General features: G+C 63.6%; 15 protein-coding genes. All 15 read right to left on the bottom strand.

Features of this window, described 5'->3' with window-relative positions:
• Positions 1-5 precede the first annotated feature (5 nt).
• The 15 genes from fadD32 to ATN38_RS22520 all read right to left on the bottom strand — a co-directional run bounded on the left by fadD32 (position 6) and on the right by ATN38_RS22520 (position 19,754).
• Positions 6-1,895, bottom strand: coding sequence for a long-chain-fatty-acid--AMP ligase FadD32 (gene fadD32, locus ATN38_RS22590; protein WP_003943899.1), 1,890 nt, complete (start codon positions 1,893-1,895; stop codon positions 6-8).
• A gap of 182 nt (positions 1,896-2,077) precedes the next feature.
• Complete coding sequence (locus ATN38_RS22585) at positions 2,078-3,073, bottom strand: LLM class F420-dependent oxidoreductase (RefSeq protein WP_007731815.1); 996 nt, start codon at positions 3,071-3,073, stop codon at positions 2,078-2,080.
• Between the two features lie 205 nt (positions 3,074-3,278).
• The gene (locus ATN38_RS22580; RefSeq protein ID WP_003943848.1) at positions 3,279-4,232 is read right to left on the bottom strand and encodes a cutinase family protein; all 954 of its coding nucleotides are present in this window, start codon (positions 4,230-4,232) and stop codon (positions 3,279-3,281) included.
• A gap of 9 nt (positions 4,233-4,241) precedes the next feature.
• Positions 4,242-4,793, bottom strand: a complete 552-nt coding sequence (locus ATN38_RS22575) for a DUF732 domain-containing protein (RefSeq protein WP_003943980.1) — start codon at positions 4,791-4,793, stop codon at positions 4,242-4,244.
• A 106-nt stretch (positions 4,794-4,899) separates the two neighbouring features.
• Positions 4,900-6,783: an alpha/beta hydrolase-fold protein gene (locus ATN38_RS22570; RefSeq protein WP_003943922.1), complete on the bottom strand. Its 1,884-nt coding sequence runs from the start codon at positions 6,781-6,783 to the stop codon at positions 4,900-4,902.
• Positions 6,784-7,035: 252 nt separating this feature from the next.
• On the bottom strand, positions 7,036-8,046 hold the full coding sequence (locus ATN38_RS22565; protein ID WP_007731818.1) for an alpha/beta hydrolase family protein: 1,011 nt from the start codon (positions 8,044-8,046) through the stop codon (positions 7,036-7,038).
• Positions 8,047-8,377: 331 nt separating this feature from the next.
• The gene (gene zomB, locus ATN38_RS22560; protein WP_308256460.1) at positions 8,378-10,297 is read right to left on the bottom strand and encodes a flagellar motor control protein ZomB; all 1,920 of its coding nucleotides are present in this window, start codon (positions 10,295-10,297) and stop codon (positions 8,378-8,380) included.
• Positions 10,275-11,180: a decaprenyl-phosphate phosphoribosyltransferase gene (locus ATN38_RS22555; protein ID WP_003943808.1), complete on the bottom strand. Its 906-nt coding sequence runs from the start codon at positions 11,178-11,180 to the stop codon at positions 10,275-10,277. Before ATN38_RS22555 ends, zomB begins: the two co-directional genes overlap by 23 nt.
• Positions 11,177-11,710, bottom strand: a complete 534-nt coding sequence (locus ATN38_RS22550) for a phosphatase PAP2 family protein (RefSeq protein ID WP_003943893.1) — start codon at positions 11,708-11,710, stop codon at positions 11,177-11,179. The genes ATN38_RS22555 and ATN38_RS22550 overlap by 4 nt, the downstream gene beginning before the upstream one ends.
• Positions 11,691-13,604: a glycosyltransferase gene (locus ATN38_RS22545; protein ID WP_003943981.1), complete on the bottom strand. Its 1,914-nt coding sequence runs from the start codon at positions 13,602-13,604 to the stop codon at positions 11,691-11,693. The genes ATN38_RS22550 and ATN38_RS22545 overlap by 20 nt, the downstream gene beginning before the upstream one ends.
• Complete coding sequence (gene glf / locus ATN38_RS22540) at positions 13,601-14,815, bottom strand: UDP-galactopyranose mutase (protein ID WP_003943925.1); 1,215 nt, start codon at positions 14,813-14,815, stop codon at positions 13,601-13,603. Before glf ends, ATN38_RS22545 begins: the two co-directional genes overlap by 4 nt.
• Positions 14,816-14,884: 69 nt before the next feature.
• A complete protein-coding gene (locus tag ATN38_RS22535) occupies positions 14,885-15,808 on the bottom strand; it encodes an MBL fold metallo-hydrolase (RefSeq protein WP_218748709.1) in 924 nt (307 codons plus the stop codon).
• A gap of 110 nt (positions 15,809-15,918) precedes the next feature.
• Positions 15,919-17,070 (bottom strand): acyl-CoA dehydrogenase family protein, encoded by a 1,152-nt coding sequence (locus ATN38_RS22530; RefSeq protein ID WP_007731824.1) that lies wholly within the window; start codon positions 17,068-17,070, stop codon positions 15,919-15,921.
• Between the two features lie 2 nt (positions 17,071-17,072).
• A complete protein-coding gene (locus ATN38_RS22525; RefSeq protein ID WP_218748708.1) occupies positions 17,073-18,254 on the bottom strand; it encodes a thiolase family protein in 1,182 nt (393 codons plus the stop codon).
• A gap of 90 nt (positions 18,255-18,344) precedes the next feature.
• Positions 18,345-19,754 carry an amino acid permease gene (locus ATN38_RS22520; protein WP_042447605.1) on the bottom strand — a complete coding sequence of 470 codons (1,410 nt, stop codon included), beginning with the start codon at positions 19,752-19,754 and terminating at the stop codon, positions 18,345-18,347.
• Positions 19,755-19,812 lie beyond the last annotated feature (58 nt).

Raw genomic sequence — 19,812 nt, 5'->3', positions numbered from 1 at the left:
GCTCCTCAAACGCTATCGGGGAATGCGGTCTGCTGATAGCCGCCTCGCAACGTTCCCTCGATATAGCTCGCCTTACACGCGCGGCGAGCGATCTTGCCGCTGGACGTACGCGGAATCGAACCCGCGGGGACGAGCAGGATGTCTCGGGCCGTAACACCGTGACGGGACGAAATCGCCGCACGCACGGTGTCCGCGATCGGCTGCGGATCGGCCTTGCCTGCGCCGGGAGCACGCTCGGCCACGATGACCAACTGCTCCGAGGAATCGTCGTCGTCGAACTTCAGACCCGAGTGCGTGTTGGAGAACACGACGGACGGCAGCTGGTTGGCCGGTACGGCAAACGCAGCGATGAAGCCGGGGCGCAGAGCCGGGCTGGCTTCCTGAGCCGAAGCCTCGAGGTCCTGCGGGTAATGATTGCGACCGTCGACGATCACGAGGTCCTTGACGCGCCCGGTGATGTACAGCTCGCCGTCGACGTAGACGCCGAAGTCGCCGGTACGCATCCAGTTGGCATCCGCCGGCGTGCCCTCGGTGTGGCTGTCTTCGCTCAACCGATTGTCCAGCTTGTTGTGGAAGGTCTCCGCCGTCTCGTCGGGGCGACCCCAGTAGCCGATACCGATGTTCTCGCCGTGCAACCAGATCTCGCCGACGTGATTGTCGGGGACCTCGGTCAGCGTCTCGGGATCGACGATCGCCGCCCACTGACTGCGCGAGACGTACCCACAGGAGACCTGCGCGATTGCGTTCTCGGAGTACTGGTCGACGATGACCATGCGTCCCTTGTTGAGTTCCGTGCGGTCGACGTAGATGACCTTGGCCTCGTCGGAATGCTTGGTCGAGGAGACGAAGAGCGTCGCCTCGGCCATGCCGTACGACGGCTTGATCGCAGTCTTGGGCAGACCGTACTGAGCAAAAGCGTCGTTGAACTTGCGCATCGACGACGTCGTGACCGGCTCACTGCCGTTGATCAGACCGATGACGTTGCTCAGGTCCAGGGTCTCGCCGTCCTTCGGCAGGCCACGCGCGGCAGCGTGCTCGAAAGCGAAGTTGGGAGCGGCAGCAAAGGTGCCGGCGCCGTCGGAAACCGCAGCAAGTTCCTTGATCCACCGGTACGGCCGCTGCACGAAAGCACGCGGGCTCATGATGGTGATGTACTTGCCGCCCAGAGCAGGCAGGATGACCGTCAGCAGGCCCATGTCGTGGAACAGCGGCAGCCACGTGACGCCCCGAGAGTCCTCGTTGAGTTCGATGGAGTCGACCATCTGGAGCGCGTTCGTTCCGACAGCACGATGGGTGATCTCCACGCCGGCGGGAACTCGGGTCGAACCCGAGGTGTACTGCAGGTACGCGATGTCGTCGAGTTCGATGTCGGGGCGAACCCACGTTTCACCGACGGTGTCGGGAATCGCGTCGACGGCGATGATGCGCGGACGCTCGGCAGCGGGAAGCGAGCGGAACAACTGGCGAACACCGGCCGCCGACGATGCGGCAGTCAGAATCGCAGTCGGCTTGCAGTCACCGAGAACAGCGTGAAGACGGTCGGTGTGACCGGGCTCGTCCGGATCGAAGAGCGGCACCGCGATGGAACCGGCCTGAATGGCCGCGAAGAACGAAATGACGTAGTCGAGTCCCTGCGGAGCAAGAATCGCGACACGGTCGCCACGCTTGGTGACCTGCTGCAGACGGGCTGCAACAGCGCGCAGACGCACACCGAACTGCTCCCAGGTCAGCTCCAGGGCTTCACCGTCACGCTCGCGTGAGTAGTCGATGTACCGATACGCGAGCTCGTCCGCGTTGACACGCGAGTGTTGCTCGACGTAGTCGACCAGCGTGAAGCCTGGTTGCAGGCGGATCTGGCCCTTCTCGTCGAGAAAGCCATCGAACAGCGCGTTCATTCCATCTCCTCCGAAGCGATCACACAAGCACTGTCTTTCATGCCTGCGCCCCAGACTTCCTTCGCTCTCTCGGGTCCATCTTCGATCAATCGAATCGCACTTTGTGCGCAACTCACCTGAATCACTTCATCGATCCCAAACCATCGATATGTTACAGATTCGCATCGTCCGTATTCTCCGGCCTACTCGCCCGCCAGTAACGGGATGATCGGGGCGAACGCTTCCATCTGCGTCGGGAAGACCCCGACGTACGACATCGACGTCTTCTCGCGGACCAGTCGAATCTGGTCTGCGATTTCCTCGAAAGTGCCCACAGCCAGGTATGGAGAGTTCAACAGCTCCTCCACGCTCAGCTTACGATCCACTTCGATGTTCGGCGGAAAACCTTGGTCCAGAGCGGCGATTGCCATTTCGGCAGCCTGCTCTCGATCGTCGGTGATCATGATCATGGTGATGGTCCAGTTGAGTTCGATCTCATCGAAACGCTCGCCGGCAGCTTCGCGGATCCGCTCGACACGTTCGATGGTCTTTTCCATCGTGATTCCGGAGAGCAGAAGCCGCCCGTCACGGTTCGTCGGTGTGGCGACCGAGATGATGTCCGCGTACTTCGCCGCGAGAGCAAGCATCTTCGGGCCTCCGCCGCCCACGATGATCGGTGGCCGCGGGCCCTGCCGCGGTCGCGGGCTGCCCTTGAGGCCGCGCACCTGATAGTGCTTGCCTTCGAAAGTGCATTCCTGCCCGCGCAGAAGAACGTCGAGAATCTGCAGAGACTCCTCGAGCTTCTCGATGCGAACGCCCGGACTTTCGTAGGCGATGCCGCCCTTGTCGAACTCTTCCTTCATCCAGCCCGCACCGATACCGAGTTCGAGTCGACCACCGGACAGCACGTCGATAGTCGCCGCGTCCTTCGCGAGCACAGCAGGATGACGGAAGCCGTTGGCCAACACGGCGGTGCCGAGACGAATCTTGTCGGTGGCCACCGCGAGCGCTCCGAGAGCGGCGATCGGGCCGACCTGATTACCCAGGTGATCCGGAATCATGAACGAGTCGTAGCCGAGTTCCTCGGCCTTCTGCGCGAGCTTGACGAAGCGTCGCGCACCACCCTCTTCGGCGTTGCCCTCGCCACCGGCCGCAAACCGAAATTTGCGTAGGGCATCGCTGCCGTGGGTGGAACTCATATATCGATCTCCTGTGATGGACACGTACGTCGTACTCGAACTACAAACTCGGACAAATCGAACCTACTCGCCAGTCACTTACGTGACAGCACTGTAGAGGAAGCCCCCGGACCGTGCAGCACTCTACCGGGACCAAACGAGCAGATTACCCGCGAGCGAACTCCCGAGACGCCCGATTGTGACGAATCAACAGTGCGGCGGTGACTCAACTGTGGGGCGGCGTCGGTGCAGCGTCGATCTTCTCCGCAGCCCACTGTGCCATCCATTGGGTGGCCGTCGTGCCGTTCGGATCGACTTGGAAGGAGTTGTACATCGCGTGCACAGGGTTGTTGTAGTACTCGAGCAGTCGCGGCGCCGAACTCAGCCAGTTGGTCGGGTTGAGAGCGGCTGCCGGCGCGTCGCAGATACCGTCGCTCGGCGCGCAGATCTGATAGGTCCGATCGTTGAGGTCACCGAACCCGCCGGGCCTCGGGCCGGTCATCGTGAGACCGGGCAGCTTCAGCCCGTTCAGCGACAGCTCGGCGCCGACACCGGCAACGCTCGGGCCAACGGTGTTCCCGAACGCCGGATCGCGCCGACCGTCGGCGATCAAGCCGACGCCCAGAACCAGATCGGCAGGCACCGCGCCGGTACCGTCGCCGATACTCGCGGCGACGTCACCCGCGATCACCGCGCCCTGGGAAAATCCAGTCAGGACGTAACTCGTGAGCGGGCACTCGGCGTGCCGCTTCATCAGAAAGTCGTTAGTGGCAGCAGTTCCCGCAGCCCGACTGTTGTTGTAGGACTGCTGTCCGTCCGGCGGGATCGCCACCGGATTCGAAAACTGTGCGACATACGGAACGGTGTAGACGTCGGCCCGTGAAGTATCGAACTTCTCCTGCAGAGGACGGGTCACGTTCAGCATCAACGACGCCGGATTGGCCGTCGGGTTGTACGGGTCGTCGGTAGCGCTCGACTCCCACGTACCCGGTATGGCTACTACCTGGACATCGGGGCAACTGGCCGGCTGAGACACCGGAGGCTCCGGGCTCGGCGGGATCGGAGTCGGCGAAGGCACCCGCCCGGCCAGGATGTACCAACCGCCGATCACGACCGCTGCGACCACAAGAATGATCAGCAGCGGGATCAGGCACCCACGACGCTTTCCAGACCTCGCCATGACCCACGCCTACTTGCAGTAGGTGGCGTTGGCGACGTCGATGTAGATCTGAGCGTTCGCACCTGCCTGCTCGGGAGTGATCTGCTTGCCTTCCGCCGACGCTTCCTGGCCGACGAAGGCGGTCACGAAGGTCAGGACCTCGTCGTCGGTCTGAGGACCGGCAGCGCAGATGTAATTGGCCGTGTTGACGGCGATGCTTCCGTCACCGGCTGGGGTGATGCCCTTCGCCTTCAGTCCGTCGAGGAACTTCTGTGCCTCGGGACTGACCTCGACGACTGTGGGACCCGGGAAGCCCTCGATGCTCTGCGGCTGCTCCGGCGGCGCGGTGGCCGCGGCTCCCGGACTGGTGGGCGCAGCCGACGCCGTCGTGGTCGCGGAGGCTGACGCAGATGCCGAACCGCTCGAGGACGAAGCCGCCGCGGACGTCGTGGTGACCGGATTGGAGGTTGCAGTGGAGTCGTCACTACCGCACGCGACAAGCGCGCCACCGGTGGCGAGCGCCAGGGCGCCGACCGCGATCGCGCGTGCACAAGTGTTTCGGTTACCCGAGAAAAGCGACATCAATGTCCGTCCTTGCCTTCAGTCGAAAGTCCATCAACAGGTTACGCAACGCACGCGGGCGGGCACCGATCCGTGATCGGGCCCGCCCGTCGTGCACCACTGTGAGTTAGTGAACTTCTGTCTTGTCACCGATCACCGTGATGTAGCCGAACTGGAAGTTCTGCTGGACACCACCGGGAATGTCGAACTTGTCACTGATCGGGAATCCGAGTCGTCCACCTTCGTATCCGACGCTCTTCCAACCGTCGAACAGCGGACCGTTCTCGACGGACCATGCACCGGTGCCGGGGCTCCAGTAGATGTTGCCGCCCTCGAACTCGGTGAAGCGTCCGTTGTCCTTGATCGGAACCTCGTTCGACTTCGGGAATCCGAGCCAGCCGTTTTCCCAGCCGAGTTCGCCGTACTTGCCCATGATCATTCCGAGAACCGCGTGAGTTCCGTTGGCGCTGCTGTACATTGCGCCGATCTCGAATCCCTGGACCTTGCCCGGCTTGCCGGGGGTCGCGATCTCGTCGGCAGTCGGGTAGCCGAGCGGGCCACCTTCCCAACCCTGTGCGGACCACTCGGCGAGGATGTCACCGCTGACGGGATGAGCGCCGGTCTGCGGGGTCCAGTAGATGGAGCCGTTCTGGAAGTGGTTGAAGCGTCCGCGTCCGTCGGGGGTACCGAGTTCGGGGGTACGCGGGAAGCCGAGCGGGCCGGCTGCTGCTCCGGTGTTCATGTACGCGCCGGCGATACGACCGGCGACGGGCTGGGCGCCCGTTCCACTGGTGAAGTAGATGCGACCGTTGCGGAAGTCCTGTGCCAGGCCACCCGCGACGCTGTACTCGGGGGTGATGCAGTCACCGATCCAGCCGTTGGCTGCGGCCGTCGCACCGATCTCACCCGAAGTGCCGCAAGCCGGCTTCTCGACCTCGACGCCGATGGCGTTGGCCAACTGCGGCCACAGCTGATGAAGCTCGAACTGCCAGTACGGCCACGAGTGGGTTCCGGACGGGCGGTAGTTGACCTGCGCGGGGATGCCGAGCTGGTTGAGCTTGGTCGCGAAGGTCTGCGAGGTCAGGCGAGCGAGGATCTCGAGGCCCATGCCTGCGTAGTTGGTGCTTACGCCGGGAATTCCCGACGGCTGGTCGTACGGGCCGGTCGTACCGCTACCACTCGAGACGTACAGGCTGACGCCCTTGAGCTTCTCGGCGAGCGCGTACGGATCGTGTGCAGCCCACTGCGGGTTGGACGGCGGTCCCCACATCGCGGCGGAGTTGTATCCACCGGCGTCGGTCATCGCGAACTGGATTGCCTGAGGCATGCCGAGCGAGGTGGTGGTGAGGATGCCGGAGAGCGAAGCGGCGAACTTGAAGAAGCCGGGGTTGCGCGCCGTGAGGAACATGGCGGACGTGCCGCCCATCGACAGTCCGACGACACCGCGTGTCTGCGTGGTCCGCCAGTCCTTTTCGAGGATGGGGGGCAGTTCCTTGGTCAGGAACGTCTCCCACTGGTAGTTCTTGCCGTTGTCGGGCTGGAGCCAGTCGGAGTAGAAGCTGGACTGACCGCCGACCGGGAGGATGACGTTGACGTTCTTGTCCGCGTAGAAGGACTCGGCGTCGGTCTCGTAGGTCCAGGCGTTCTCGTTGTCGGTCGCGCGAAGACCGTCGAGCATCCAGACCGAGGGGAAGCTGGCCGACGGATTGACGTTCCAATCGCGGGCCAAGAGGATCTGCACCTGAATCGGGGTGCCCATCGCGGGAGAGTTCACCCACAGCGCGACGCGACGCTCGCTGAGCCAGTCGACCTTCGTGACCGCTGCTCCGGTGGGGTTCTGGGTGGCGGCCGGTGCGGCCTGAGCAGGTGCCGGCGCGGCTGCCGCGGTTCCGGCCGTCGTCAAGCCCGCGGCGATCGGCAGAACCAGCATCGCTGCCAGTGCGCCGACGACCTTTGTCCGGAAGGTTGCCCGGGACCGGCGACGGTCCTCCGTGGCAAGGCCTACTCGCATGAGCTCACTCTCTTTCCTTACGTTCGGTCCGCGCGTCGATCGTGTGGCCGCCTGAGCAGCCAGACCCCCGTTGAAACTATTTCTACACGCAAACGATCCCCGCTTGGGGTAGCCGCGCTGTTACTGGTGGTGCAATTGTTACTGACATCGGGCGCTTGTGCAGCACCTGAATACACAAGTGCCGTCCCGGTTCTCCTTCGAGGAGTCCGGAACGGCACTGGTGAAGTGACTAGGTCACGGGATCGCGCACGATCACCAAGCGTTCATGGTGTCGAGGATCTGGCCGCGAGCCTTCCACAGCTCTGCCGACCAGTACGGCCACGAGTGCGTGCCGTTGGACGGGAAGCTGTAGGTGGCCGGGATACCCAGCGAGTTCATGCGGATCTGGAATGCACGGGTGTTGACCAGGGCGAGAGCCTCGAGGCCCATGCCGTTAGCCGTGTTGTAGTAGTCGATCGGTGCGCGCGGGTGGTCGTATTCACCGGGCAGGCCGCTTGCCGACGAGATGTACATCGACAGGCCCTGCAGACGCGGTGCGAAGACGAACGGGTCGTTGCGCAGCCAGGACGGGCTCCACGGCGGTCCCCACATGGAGTCGACGTTGAAGCGACCGGCATCGAGCATTGCGACGCGGATTGCCTCGCGCATGCCCGGAGCCGAGATGTTCAGGTAGCCCGACAGCGAGCCGGCGAACTTGAACTGGTCACGGTGGTAAGCAGCCAGCGTCAGAGCAGCGCTGCCACCCATCGAGAGGCCGAGGACCGCGTTGTTGGTGGGCGAGACGCCGTAGTTCGCGAGGAAGTTGGGCAGTTCTTCGGTGAGGAAGGTTTCCCACTTGTACGTGATCTGCTGGCCGTTGAAGTTCGACGGTGCATACCAGTCGCTGTAGAAGCTGGACTCGCCGCCGACGGGCATCACGAGGGTGATGTTGTCGTTGCGGTACTGGTCCATCGCATTGGTCTCGAAGCTCCACGCGTTGGCGTCGTTACGCGCACGCAGGCCGTCGAGGAGGTAAAGGGCAGCGTTTCCGCCGCGAGCGGCCCACTGGACCTGGACCTTGATGTTGCCCATCGAGGAGGGCACCCACAGCTCGTCGTATCCGCCGGAGGGGGCGGTGTGGCTGGGAGCAGTGTGCGCAGGCGCAGCAGAGGCGACAGCACTACCGGCAACTCCTGCAGCAAGGGGGAGCACAAGTGCTGCGGCACCGATGGCCAACGCTCGGTGCTTGAGGCGCTGGGTCAGCCTCTTTCTGGCAAAACGCATGGATACTGCTCTCTCTCTTCGTCTGCGGAACCCACTCGGTGGAGTGGTTCCGGCGGATTCCGTCGGGGAACAGGCTTTTCTGCCAGCCCGAACGAGTTCGGGTCGGCAGCGGACCTCTTCCAAGTCACACTGCGCTCGCTGGACTTTATGTCACAGGTTCAGCTGTGACAAATAGGTGGACCGTTACGTCCCAGTCCGCGAGCAACACCGTCATCACCCCTCGGGGGTGATTCAGGTTAGGTGAATCGTCTTCGAGTACATCGTGGCCAATCAATTCGGTGTTACTGAATCGAAATATTCAAACCCTCTACAGTCGGTGATGCTGATCACATCACCTGGGTGAATCCGGTGGAACGAGACCGCAGCGTTCCAATTCGTAGGCCGGAACCCGGTCGAATCGGTACTTCGCGAAGTCGAATGCCTGCTGGAAGTTCTGTTTGAATCTGGCCCAGGTCAGCTCGGAGCGGTACGACGTGAGCAACTCCTGCGTTTCCGGGCAGGTGATGGCCAGCTTTGCGTCCGCAACCCAGTCTTCGTCGAGGAAGAACGGCAGCCACGGTCGAACGTCGATCATTCCCGTGTCCGCGACCACCCAGTCCGGATAGAGATTCTTGTCGTGCCCGATCCGGCCGTCCTCGAGTCGCTCGGTGTGAGCTGCCAGGGGATACGCCAGCCCCATCTGATCGAGCACCCGAACGTCGAGGCCGACGTTCATGCTCGTCATTCCGAGGTTGAGGAAGAAGACGACGTGCTCGGCCGGCTCGTCGATCGGTCCGGGTGGTGGGACGACGAACCAGGAGTCGTAGCTCGCGGACGGCAGCAGCAGCCCACCCTCCGGAGTCCGCGCGATGGTCTCGACCATGGCACGCATTCGCGGATAGTCGAGGTAGTCCTCGGCCAGGATCGGATGCTTGTGACCGGTGTTGAGTGCGTAGAACGCTCGCTCGTCGACGATTCCCGAGCGACCCACCACGGATCCTTCCGGCATACCCGTCGTGTTCGCGGCGAAGAAGGCCCAGATGATCGTGCCGATCCACAGCACCGCCGAGACTCCGAAGATCGCGGTGTCGCGATTACTTCCGAACGCTGCCCGCGCCGGCACCCGCAACGGAATGACCGCCACCGGGATGAGCAGGCAGAACAGCACCGGCAACAGGACGCGGCCGTGCATGAAGTCGCCGCCGACGCGCAGAGAGTAGATCCCGAGGATCAGCCCACTGCCGAGAATGAAGGTGACAATCGCCCGCGGCGTGCGCAGAAACTGCTGAAAGCGCTGCCACAGCGGGCGTGCGGGTTGATCTGCGGTAGCGGTAGGTGTGTCCGCTCGGCTTCGCCACACGAGCAGCAGCGCACCGATGAGCAGGAACAGCAACGGCAACCAGAGCAGGTACGGCCCGACCAGGTTCCACAGGTACGCAAATCCCTGCGCCCACTTCGCGCCACCGGCGTCCTTCGACACCGCGGTGTTCGGGTACGGCAAGGCGTAATAGCCCATTCGCCAGACCTGATAGGCCACCGGGACAAGTCCGGCGACGACGACGATCAGTGTGCGAATCTTCCAGGTCAGGCCTGCGGAGAGAACGATCATTATCAACGCGGCAGCACCGGGAATCGCCATCTCGGGTCGAACCAATGGTCCGAGTCCGGCCACGAACGAGAGAGTCAGGATCGACGCCGTGGACGGCGTCGACGCCTGCGCCCACCGAACGAGCAGTAGCCACAGGAGCGCGATCCAGAAGATCACCAAGCAAGTCTCGAGCCCGGAAGTGGCGAAATCTCGCGCAGGCGGAACCGCGATGTAGACGAGAACACCCGCCGGTACCAGCAGGATCGTTCCGCCCGCCGACGGCCGAACGCCGCGGTACAGACGACCGGTGCCGAGCATCGCCAACACGACGGCAGCAGTCGAGAGTACGAGCGCGATCGTCAGAACAACGTATTCGAGACGGATCTGCGTGAGCCAACTGAACGCGTAGACGATGTACGTCCACGCGGTACTCGTGTTCGCCTCGACACGCTCACCCGCGTTGAAGACCGGGCCGTTCCCCGCGAGCAGGTTGCGGACGGTTCGCAAGACGATGAGTCCGTCGTCGGCGATCCAGCGACGCTCCCACGCACCCCAGAACATGAGGGCAGCAGCAAGCACCACCCCGCCGAGAAAAACTCCTCGACTGAGGGTGGTGCGATTCGCCGCAGTGTCGACGTGCGGGTCGGCCTCGGTGCGTGGCTCAGACGAGGTAGACAGCGACACCCACTACTCCGATCCACGCAATCGCGAGGAGTTGCAGCACCCGGTCACCGAGCGCGATCTCCTCAGGCTCTCCGGCTTCGCCGCCGTCGACGTCCACCGCGTATCGCAGCACCGCGATGGTGAACGGCACCATCGAGATGGCGTACCAGTTGGTGCCCTTGATGGCGTCCTGTTGGAACGCCCACAGTCCGTAGCAGAGGACCAGCGTCGTCGCTGCCATCGTCCACACGAAACGCAGGTACGTCATCGTGTAGCTCTCGAGGGACTTACGGATCTTGGCGCCGGTCTTCTCGGCCAACTGCAGTTCGGCGTAGCGCTTGCCTGCCGCCATGAAGAGTGAGCCGAACGCCATCATCAGCAGGAACCACTGCGAGAGATCGATCTCGGCGGCAACGCCACCGGCGATCGCTCGAAGCAGGAAGCCGGACGAGACGATGCAGATGTCGATGACGGCCTGATGCTTGAGACCGAAGCAGTAGGCGAGCTGGATGACGATGTACACGCCCATGACCACGGCGAGTTGCCAGTTGGCCAGGAAGGACAGCCCGATCGCACCGGCAAGCAGCACGACTGCCATGCCGTAGGCGATGTTGACGGGTAGAACGCCGGCCGCGATGGGACGGAATCGCTTCGTGGGGTGAGCACGGTCGGCTTCGACATCCATCGCGTCGTTGACGAGATAGATGCCTGATGCCGCCATACAGAACACGACGAACGCCAGCGCGACGGGCAACAGCACGTCGGCTTCGGTGGCGGTTCCGGCCGCGATGGGCGCTGCCAGCACAAGGACGTTCTTGACCCACTGACGTGGGCGAAGCGCCTTGACGATGCCGGCGGGCAGGGACTTCGGGGGTCCGCTGACCGTAGCCGGTTCCTCGCTCATTTATCTCCACATTTCTGTTCGGCTCTGGCTTCTTCGACCCGGCGAACTACCGCCGCGGATGCGGCTCCCAGTGCCGCTCCGGCGAGTACGTCGGTCGGGTAGTGAACTCCCAGGACCAGACGCGAGAGCATCATCGGGGGCACCAGCAACGCCGGTAAGGGTAGCCCGGTGAGCCGACCGATCAGCACAGCCGCCGCCGTCGTCGACGTCGCGTGTGATGACGGGAAGCTGAGCTTGCTCGGTGTCGAGACGTTGACCTGCACCGAAGGATCGGAAGGTCGCTTGCGCCTGACCACTCGTTTGATCACCACGGAGGCGGCGTGTGCACCGAATGCTCCGACGGCTGCTCCGGCCCATTCCCGTCGACGCGGCTTGTCCACAGCAGCTCCGACGGCAGCGATCGCGATCCACCCGAGGGAGTGCTCACCGAAGTGAGACATACCGCGGGCGACCTTGACGGCTCCCGGCAGCTGCCCGACGGTCGACTGAATCCCGGCCAGAATCTGTACTTCAGGAGATGCCGAAGACACGTTCCCACCTTTCCGTGCTGGTCAGTGAAGGAACGGCGTCCTGGTACTGCTTCTTGAGCTCGGGGAAACGTGCGGCGAGTTCGCGGCGCAAACGCATGGCTTCCTTGAGCAGTTCAAGTGCCTGCTTGGGGTTGCGCTTGCGGTAGACGACGCCACGACCGTCGGCGGTGGTGACGGTGACCCCGTCGACCTGCGAGAGCAGATACCACCTGGCGTCGATGGTCGGCACGTTGAGCTGAGGACGCTCGTGATGCTCGGGGTGCGCGGGCTTGAGGTTGTGTACCACGGCCTTGCCGACGCGGACGATCTTCGCGACGGGGTTGGTCGGCGCGCTGACGTCCCCGACTTCGGCGCCGGAGGGCAGCGGTAGTGCGGTTGCCGAGGGCACCACGACGGCGTCGGGGTACTCCTTGCGCTGGGCGTGAACCTCACCGAGTGCGGTGGGCAGCATGTTCGCGACGTGTTCCGGTCCGGCGAGGAAGTCCGCGATGGCCTTGTTCTGGATCGCGACGGTGGAGTACTCGAGGCACAGCAGGTGCTTGAGAGTCGCCTTCACCGTGTTGACGACAAGGCCGCGGCCGTTGCCCGGCATGTGGAGCGCGGCCACCACCAGACGGTTACGGAGGTGGAAATACGCCTGCCAGTCGATGGCGTCGTCCTTGTCGCTCCACGCCATGTGCCAGATCGCGGCACCAGGCAACGTGACGGTCGGGTATCCGGCTTCCTTTGCGCGCAAACCGTATTCGCAGTCGTCCCACTTGATGAACAGTGGCAGCGGCTGCTTGAGCTCTTCCGCGACCTGGCGCGGGATCATGCACATCCACCAACCGTTGAAGTCGACGTCGATGCGACGGTGCAGCAGTTTCGAATCTCGCAGCGAATTCTTGGAGAAGTCGTGGTCGTATTCGACGTTCGGCGCGGCAGACCACATGAAGATCCCGCGGTTGACCACTTCACCCATCACGTGAAGGTGGCTACGTTCCTGAAGGTTGAGCATCTGCCCACCCACCAGCATCGGCGACTTCGCGAAGCGCGAGAAAGCAAGCGCACGAAGGATCGAGTCGGGTTCGATCTCGATGTCGTCGTCCATGAACAGGATGTGCTGGCACTGCGTGGTCTTGAGCGCCTCGTACATGATTCGGCTGTATCCGCCGGAGCCACCGAGGTTGCCCTGATCGTGAATGGCGAGCCGATCACCAAGTGCTGCAGCAGCTTCGGCGAACCCGGGCTCGTCACGCACCTTGCGGGTGCCCTGATCCGGCATGATGACGGCCTTGATCACGTCCGACACCAGCGGATCCGAGGACAACGCAGCCAGCGCCTTGACAGCGTCGGTCGGGCGATTGAACGTCGGAATACCAACGGCGACCGTCGCTTCGCCGGGAGCCTCGACGGGCGCGTACCAGCCGCCGCTCTCGACGACTACGGCCGTATCGGTGGTGATGTCGAACCAGATCCAGCCGCCGTCCTCGAACGGTGCCAGCTCCACCTCGAGTTCGACCGCGGCATCACCGTCGGCAAATTCCTTGCCTTCCACGTGAATTCGCGAGGAGTCCGCCTTGGAACGGTAGACATCCACGCGGCCGTGTCCGGACAGTTCGAGTCGAAGGACCACAGATTTCAGGATGGACCATCGACGCCAGTAGCTGGCGGGGAACGCGTTGAAGTACGTGGCGAACGAGACCTCGGTCTCGGCACCGAGCGCGACGGACGTCCTCGAGGTGGAGTGAGCCCGACGACTGTTGGTCGAAGCTTCCTCCAAGTACAGCGTGCGGACGTCGAGAGGTTCGCCGGCGCGGGGAAGGATGATCCGAGAGAGCAGGGACTTGCCGAGGTAGGTCACCTCGTCGCCGGTGACGGCATCTTCGCCTTCGAGTAGATGACGTGCGTTCATTCGCTCTCCCCTGCCAATTCCGCACCCGTTTCGAGATGCGGGCGCAGGGTGTTCTCGAACATCGTCAGCGCGCTGGCGATCGCCATGTGCATGTCCAGGTACTGGTAGGTGCCGAGACGCCCACCGAAGAGGACCTTGTTCTCCGCGGTCTCCTTCTTGGCGCGTGAGCGGTACGCGGAGAGCTTCTCACGATCCTCCGGAGTGTTGATCGGGTAGTACGGCTCGTCCTTCGCCTCCGCTGCACGTGAGAACTCACGCATGATGACGGTCTTGTCGGTCGGGTACTCGCGCTCCGGATGGAAGTGACGGAACTCGTGGATTCGGGTGAACGGCACGTCGGCGTCGTTGTAGTTCATGACCGGGGTGCCCTGGAAGTCTCCGGTGGGCAGAACCTCGGTCTCGAAATCGAGGGTGCGCCATCCCAGTGCACCTTCGGAGTAGTCGAAGTAGCGGTCGAGCGGGCCCGTGTAGATGACGGGTGCGTCGGGGCTGGCGGTACGCAGTTCGTCGCGGACGTCGAAGTAATCGGTGTCGAGGCGGACCTCGATCTTCGGATCCTTCGCCATGTTCTCGAGCCACGCCGTATATCCGTCGACGGGCAGGCCCTCGTACGTGTCGTTGAAGTAGCGATTGTCGAAGTTGTAGCGGACCGGCAGGCGGCTGATGTTCGCGGCGGGCAACTCGGTGGGGTCGGTCTGCCACTGCTTAGCTGTGTAGTCACGCACGAACGCTTCGTAGAGCGGGCGCCCGATCAGGGAGATCGCCTTCTCTTCGAGGTTGGAGGCGTCCTTCGAATCGATCTCGCTGGACTGTTCGGCGATGAGGGCGCGTGCTTCTTCGGGAGTGAAGTACCGACCGAAGAACTGCGACACGAGACCGAGTCCCATCGGGAACTGATACGCCTGCCCCTTGTGCAGCGCAAAGACGCGGTGCTGGTAGTTCGTGAACTCCGTGAACTGAGTGACGTAGTCCCAGACCTTCTTGTTGGAGGTGTGGAACAGGTGGGCACCGTACTTGTGGACCTCGATGCCGGTCTCCGGCTCAGCCTCCGAGTATGCGTTCCCCCCAAGGTGGTGACGGCGATCCAACACCAGCACGCGCTTACCCAGCTGGGTAGCGGCACGCTCGGCGATGGTCAGCCCGAAGAATCCCGAACCGACGACGATCAGGTCGTACTGGGCACGGACGGTCTCTGAATTTGCAGCGGTCACGATGAACCAGGGTATCGGACCTGTTCGGAAGCCGAGGGTTGGATGCGTCACCAGGGCCGATGCGGCAAGTCAGGACGCTGCGAGACCGATCAGACCGGAAGCACTCGGTGCACCGCTCGAATCGAATCCGATCACGATCGGTTCGTCGACCGGAAAGTGCGCGGGAAGTAGAAGCAGTCCCTCCGACGCGCAGCGTTCGAGAAGTTCGCGGCGGGTGACCCTCGCGATCTCCGGATCCGCGTCGCCGCCCTGACTGAGGTCCGGGTACAGAAACTGGATCGGATGGTGGATCACATCGCCGGAGATGACGGCGCCGCCGTCGGCAGTGCGGATCTCGATCACGATGTGACCCGGCGTGTGGCCGGGCGCGCTGCGCACGACGACGCGTGTGCCTTCGGACTCGGCCAGGACGTGGCCGTCGTCGACCGCCTCCCACTTCGCCCCGTCCAGAACGGGACGGACGCTGTCCTCGAAGGTCTGCGCCAGATCCGAGACCACTCCTTCGTGTGGACCGTCGGCGGCGAGTTGTTGGAGCGCGGCCAGTTCGGTGCGATCGAAAATGTAGGTCGCGCGGGGGAAGGTAGGCCGCCAGGTTTCGGCGTCGAGGGCGGTGTTCCAGCCACAGTGGTCAGGGTGCAGATGTGTGCTGACCACCAGATCGACGTCGTCGACGGACACACCGGTGGCTGCGAAGCGTGAGAGGTAGTCGGTACCGAACATGTGATGCGGCAAGAGGTTCGGCCGGTGCTTGCTGTTGCCGTTACCGGTGTCGACGACGACGGCCTTGCCGCCGATCTCCACCAGGTAGGTGTGGATGGCAAGCACGAGGTCACCACTACCCTCGTCGAAGAACTCCGGTGCCAGCCGCGCCGACGCTTCACTGATCTCGGCCTCACTCGCCTGGGGAAAGAGCTCTCGCGGCGGAAACGGCCAGTGCGCCAGCTCTGTCAGTTGGGTGACGCGTGCCGACCCGACGTCGATGGTGAAGCTCATCAGTGTTTGCCTTCCGAACAGCTCGATACCGCTTGTGGGCACACACAAAGGCACCCACCGAAATGCTCGGTGGGTGCCTGGTCGGTGTCAATGGTTTTCGACGCCGGTGATCAAAGACTCTTCGCGATGATGCCCTTCATCACTTCGTTGGCGCCGGCGTAGATCTTCTGGACGCGGGAGTCCTCGTACATGCGCGCGATCGGGTATTCACGCATGTAGCCGTATCCGCCGTAGAGCTGCACGCACCGGTCGACGACGGCGCATTGCTGCTCGGTGAGCCAGTACTTGACCATCGCGGCGTCTGCGCCGTCCAGCTCGCCGTTGAGGTGATCCTCGATGCAGTTGTCGAGGAAGACACGGCAGGTGCGTGCGATCGTCTGGCACTCGGCCAGCTCGAAGGCGGTGTTCTGGAACTCGAAGAGGCTGTGCCCGAACGCTTGACGCGCCTTGGTGTATGCGACGGTCTCCTCGACTGCACGCTCGATGGTGCCGATGGCCTGCGCGCCGATGATGAGGCGTTCCTGCACCAGCTGCGCCATCAACTGACCGAAGCCGAGCCCCTCGGACTCACCGAGGAGGTTCGAGACGGGAACGCGAACGTCGGTGAAGGACAGCTCCGACGTATCGGCGCCATGCTGACCGACCTTGTCGAGCACGCGGCCGACCGCAAAGCCTTCGCAGTCACGAAGATCCACGATCAGGAGCGAGACACCCTTGGCGCCCGCCTTGGGGTCGGTCTTGACGGCAAGCACGATCATGTCTGCGCTGCCACCATTGGTGATGAAGGTCTTCGACCCGTTCACGACGTAGTGGTCACCGTCACGGATCGCGGAGGTGGTGATTGCCTTGAGGTCGGAACCTGTTCCGGGCTCGGTCATTCCGATGGCGCCGAGGATTTCGCCCGTCGCCATACCTGGCAGCCAGGCCTTCTTCTGCTCTTCGCTTCCGTATTCGAGCACGTAGTGGGCGACGATGCCACTGTGCACGGAGTTACCGAGCGCATAGTCACCGCAGTAGCCCTGCGCCTCGAAGACAGCGAGATCATGCGCGAAAGTTCCACCGCCCCCGCCGTATTCCTCGGGAATCGAGCAGCACAGCAGGCCGAGCTTGCCGGCTTCGAGCCACACGGACCGGTCGACGCGATGCTGAGCGTCCCACTGCTCACGCTTGGCGATCAGTTCACGATCGAAGAAACCACGGGCCAGTTCGGCTACTGCGGTGATCTCGTCGTCGTGCCACGACGGCTTGCGCTTGGTCGCCATGATCAGACCCGCTTCAGCAGGGCAGCGAGTGCCTGACCGCCGCCGATGCACATGGTGACGATGCCGAATTCGAGGTCGCGGCGGACCACGTCGCGGGCCGCACGCAGGGTCAGGATGGCTCCGGTGGCGCCGACCGGGTGTCCGAGGGCGATCGCTCCGCCGTACGGGTTGGTCTTCTCCGGATCCAGGCCACTGTCACGGATGACGGCGATGGCCTGCGAAGCGAACGCCTCGTTGACCTCGGCGGTGCCGATGTCGGAAGGCTTCAATCCTGTTTGTGCAAAGAGCTTTTCGAGAGCGAGCACGGGAGCGTAGCCCATCAGGCCGGGCTCCATGGCTGCCGTCGTGACGGTTTCGAGCGTGACCAGTCCGGTGAGACCGCGCTTGGCTGCCTCGGTGCCCGTCGCGAGGACGAGTGCGCCGGCGCCGTCGTTGATGCCCGACGCGTTACCGGCGGTGACGGATCCGCCCTCTTCGAATGCGGGGCGCAGCTTGGCGAGGGTTTCGACGGTGGTTCCGGGCTTGGGATGCTCGTCCTCGGTGACGGTGACGGAGCGCCGACCACCGGTCTCGACGGGAGTGATTTCCTCGGCGAATGCCGCCTTCGCTGCGTCGGTAGCGGCACGGCGCTGAGATTCGACGGCGAACTCGTCCTGCTGCTCGCGACTGACGCCGTACTTACGGGCGACGGCTTCGGCAGTGCGGCCCATGTGAGCCTTGCTGAACGGGTCGGTGAGCATCGCGACGGTGCCGTCGACGAGGCTGCGATCGCCGAGCTTGTAGCCCGAGCGGGCGGCGAAGTCGTAGAAGGGCATGCGAGACATGCTCTCGTCACCGCCGGCGAGCGTGATGGCAGCTGCGCCCCATCGCATCTGCATCGCCGCAGACCACACAGCCTGCAGACCGCTGCCACAGAGGCGGTTGACGGTGTAGGCGGGGACGTTCTCGGGCAGTCCGGCGGCGATGCCGACGCGGCGTGCGTTGTAGGCGTCCGGGCCGACCTGGCCGATGCAGCCCATGACGACCTCGTCGATGTCTTCGGGCGCAACGCCGGCGCGGCTCAGCGCGGCCTTGGCTGCTGCGGCGCCCAGCTCGTGCGCGGGTACGTCCTTGAAGACGCCGCCGAAGCTACCGACGGGGGTCCTGGCCCCGTCGACGATGACGATCGGTTCGGGTGTGGTCATGATTGTCCCCATCTGCTGTGCTCACGTCGATTTCTCTGTCCGTGGCCGATACTAGGACATCGAAGTATCTCGCAGATGGGGACGTTGGTGTCAGGGTGTGGGAGCGCTCTCGGCGACGGGCGCGACCTCGGCGTCGGCGTCGGTGTCTTTGTGGTTCCGGTAGCGGTAGAGCCCGATACCCACGAGGATCGCTGCAAGTCCCAGGGACACGATCATCTGGCTGCGCGTCGAGTCCAGGGTGAGCATGCCGATGCAGAGCGCGATGATGGCGGCGATCGTGGCGTAGGTCAGGTACGGGAAGAACCACATCTTGAGTTCCAGCTCCTGGCCCGAAGCTTCGAGCTTGCGGCGGGTGCGCAGCTGGGACACCGAGATGACCAGCCAGACGAACAGCGCGATCGCACCGGAGGAGTTGACCAGGAACAGGAAGACCTTGTCCGGGGAGAGGTAGTTCATGCCGACGGTCAGGAAGCCGACGATCGTCGAGACCAGGACAGCGCGCATCGGGACGCCGGTCTTCTCGATACGTGAGAGCGACTTGGGGGCGTCGCCGCGGCCGGCGAGGGAGAAGATCATGCGGCTCGCGGTGTAGAGACCGGAGTTGAGGCAGGACAGAACCGACGTGAGGACGACGACGTCCATGATGTTGCCCGCGGCCGGAATGCCGTAGGAGTCCATGACGGCGACGTACGGGCTGAGTGCAACCGACGCGCTGTCCCAGGGAAGCAGGGTGACGACCACTGCGATCGAGCCGATGTAGAAGATGAGAATTCGCCAGACGACGGATTTGACGGCTGCGCGAACAGCTTCGAGCGGGTTGGCCGATTCACCGGCGGCGATGGTGGCGATTTCGGCCCCGAAGAACGAGAACACGACCACAAGGACTGCGGCGAGCATCGCTCCTGTTCCGTTCGGCAGGAAGCCGCCGTGACCGGTCAGGTTTGTCATTCCGGGTGCTTCGACGCCGGGCATCCATCCGCAGATCGCCACGATGCCCATGCCGAGGAACGCGATGATGGCGACGACCTTGATGGAGGCGAACCAGAACTCGAACTCGCCGAACGACTTGACCGAGATGATGTTGGTCAGCGTCAGCACGATCATCAGAATCAATGCCCAGGTCCACTGGGGAACGCCGGGGACCCAGCGATTCATGATGAGGGCACCGGCGGTGGCCTCGATCCCGAGCACGATGATCCAGAACCAGGCGTACAGCCAGCCGATCGAGAAGCCCGCCCAGCGGCCGATGGCCTTGTCGGCGTACGAGGAGAACGAGCCGGTTTCCGGCGACGCTGCCGACATCTCACCGAGCATGCGCATCACGAGGATGACGACTACGCCGGCAAGCGCGTAGGAAATCAGGACACCGGGTCCCGTCTCCTGGATCGCCACACCGGAGCCGACGAACAGTCCGGCGCCGATGACGCCTGCGATCGCAATCATCGACAGATGCCGCTTCTTCAGCGTGTGCTGAAGTGCCGGCTGGTCTGTACTGGACATCAGTACTCCTTGTGGGCTGTTCGGGACGTGGATCTCGGTGGCGCTCTATCCGGAGCGC

It is taken from the genome of Rhodococcus sp. FH8, assembly GCF_019266085.1.
Classification (GTDB): domain Bacteria; phylum Actinomycetota; class Actinomycetes; order Mycobacteriales; family Mycobacteriaceae; genus Rhodococcus_F; species Rhodococcus_F qingshengii.
Note: the sequence above shows the minus strand (reverse complement) of the source record. Positions and strands in the feature narration are given on the sequence as shown.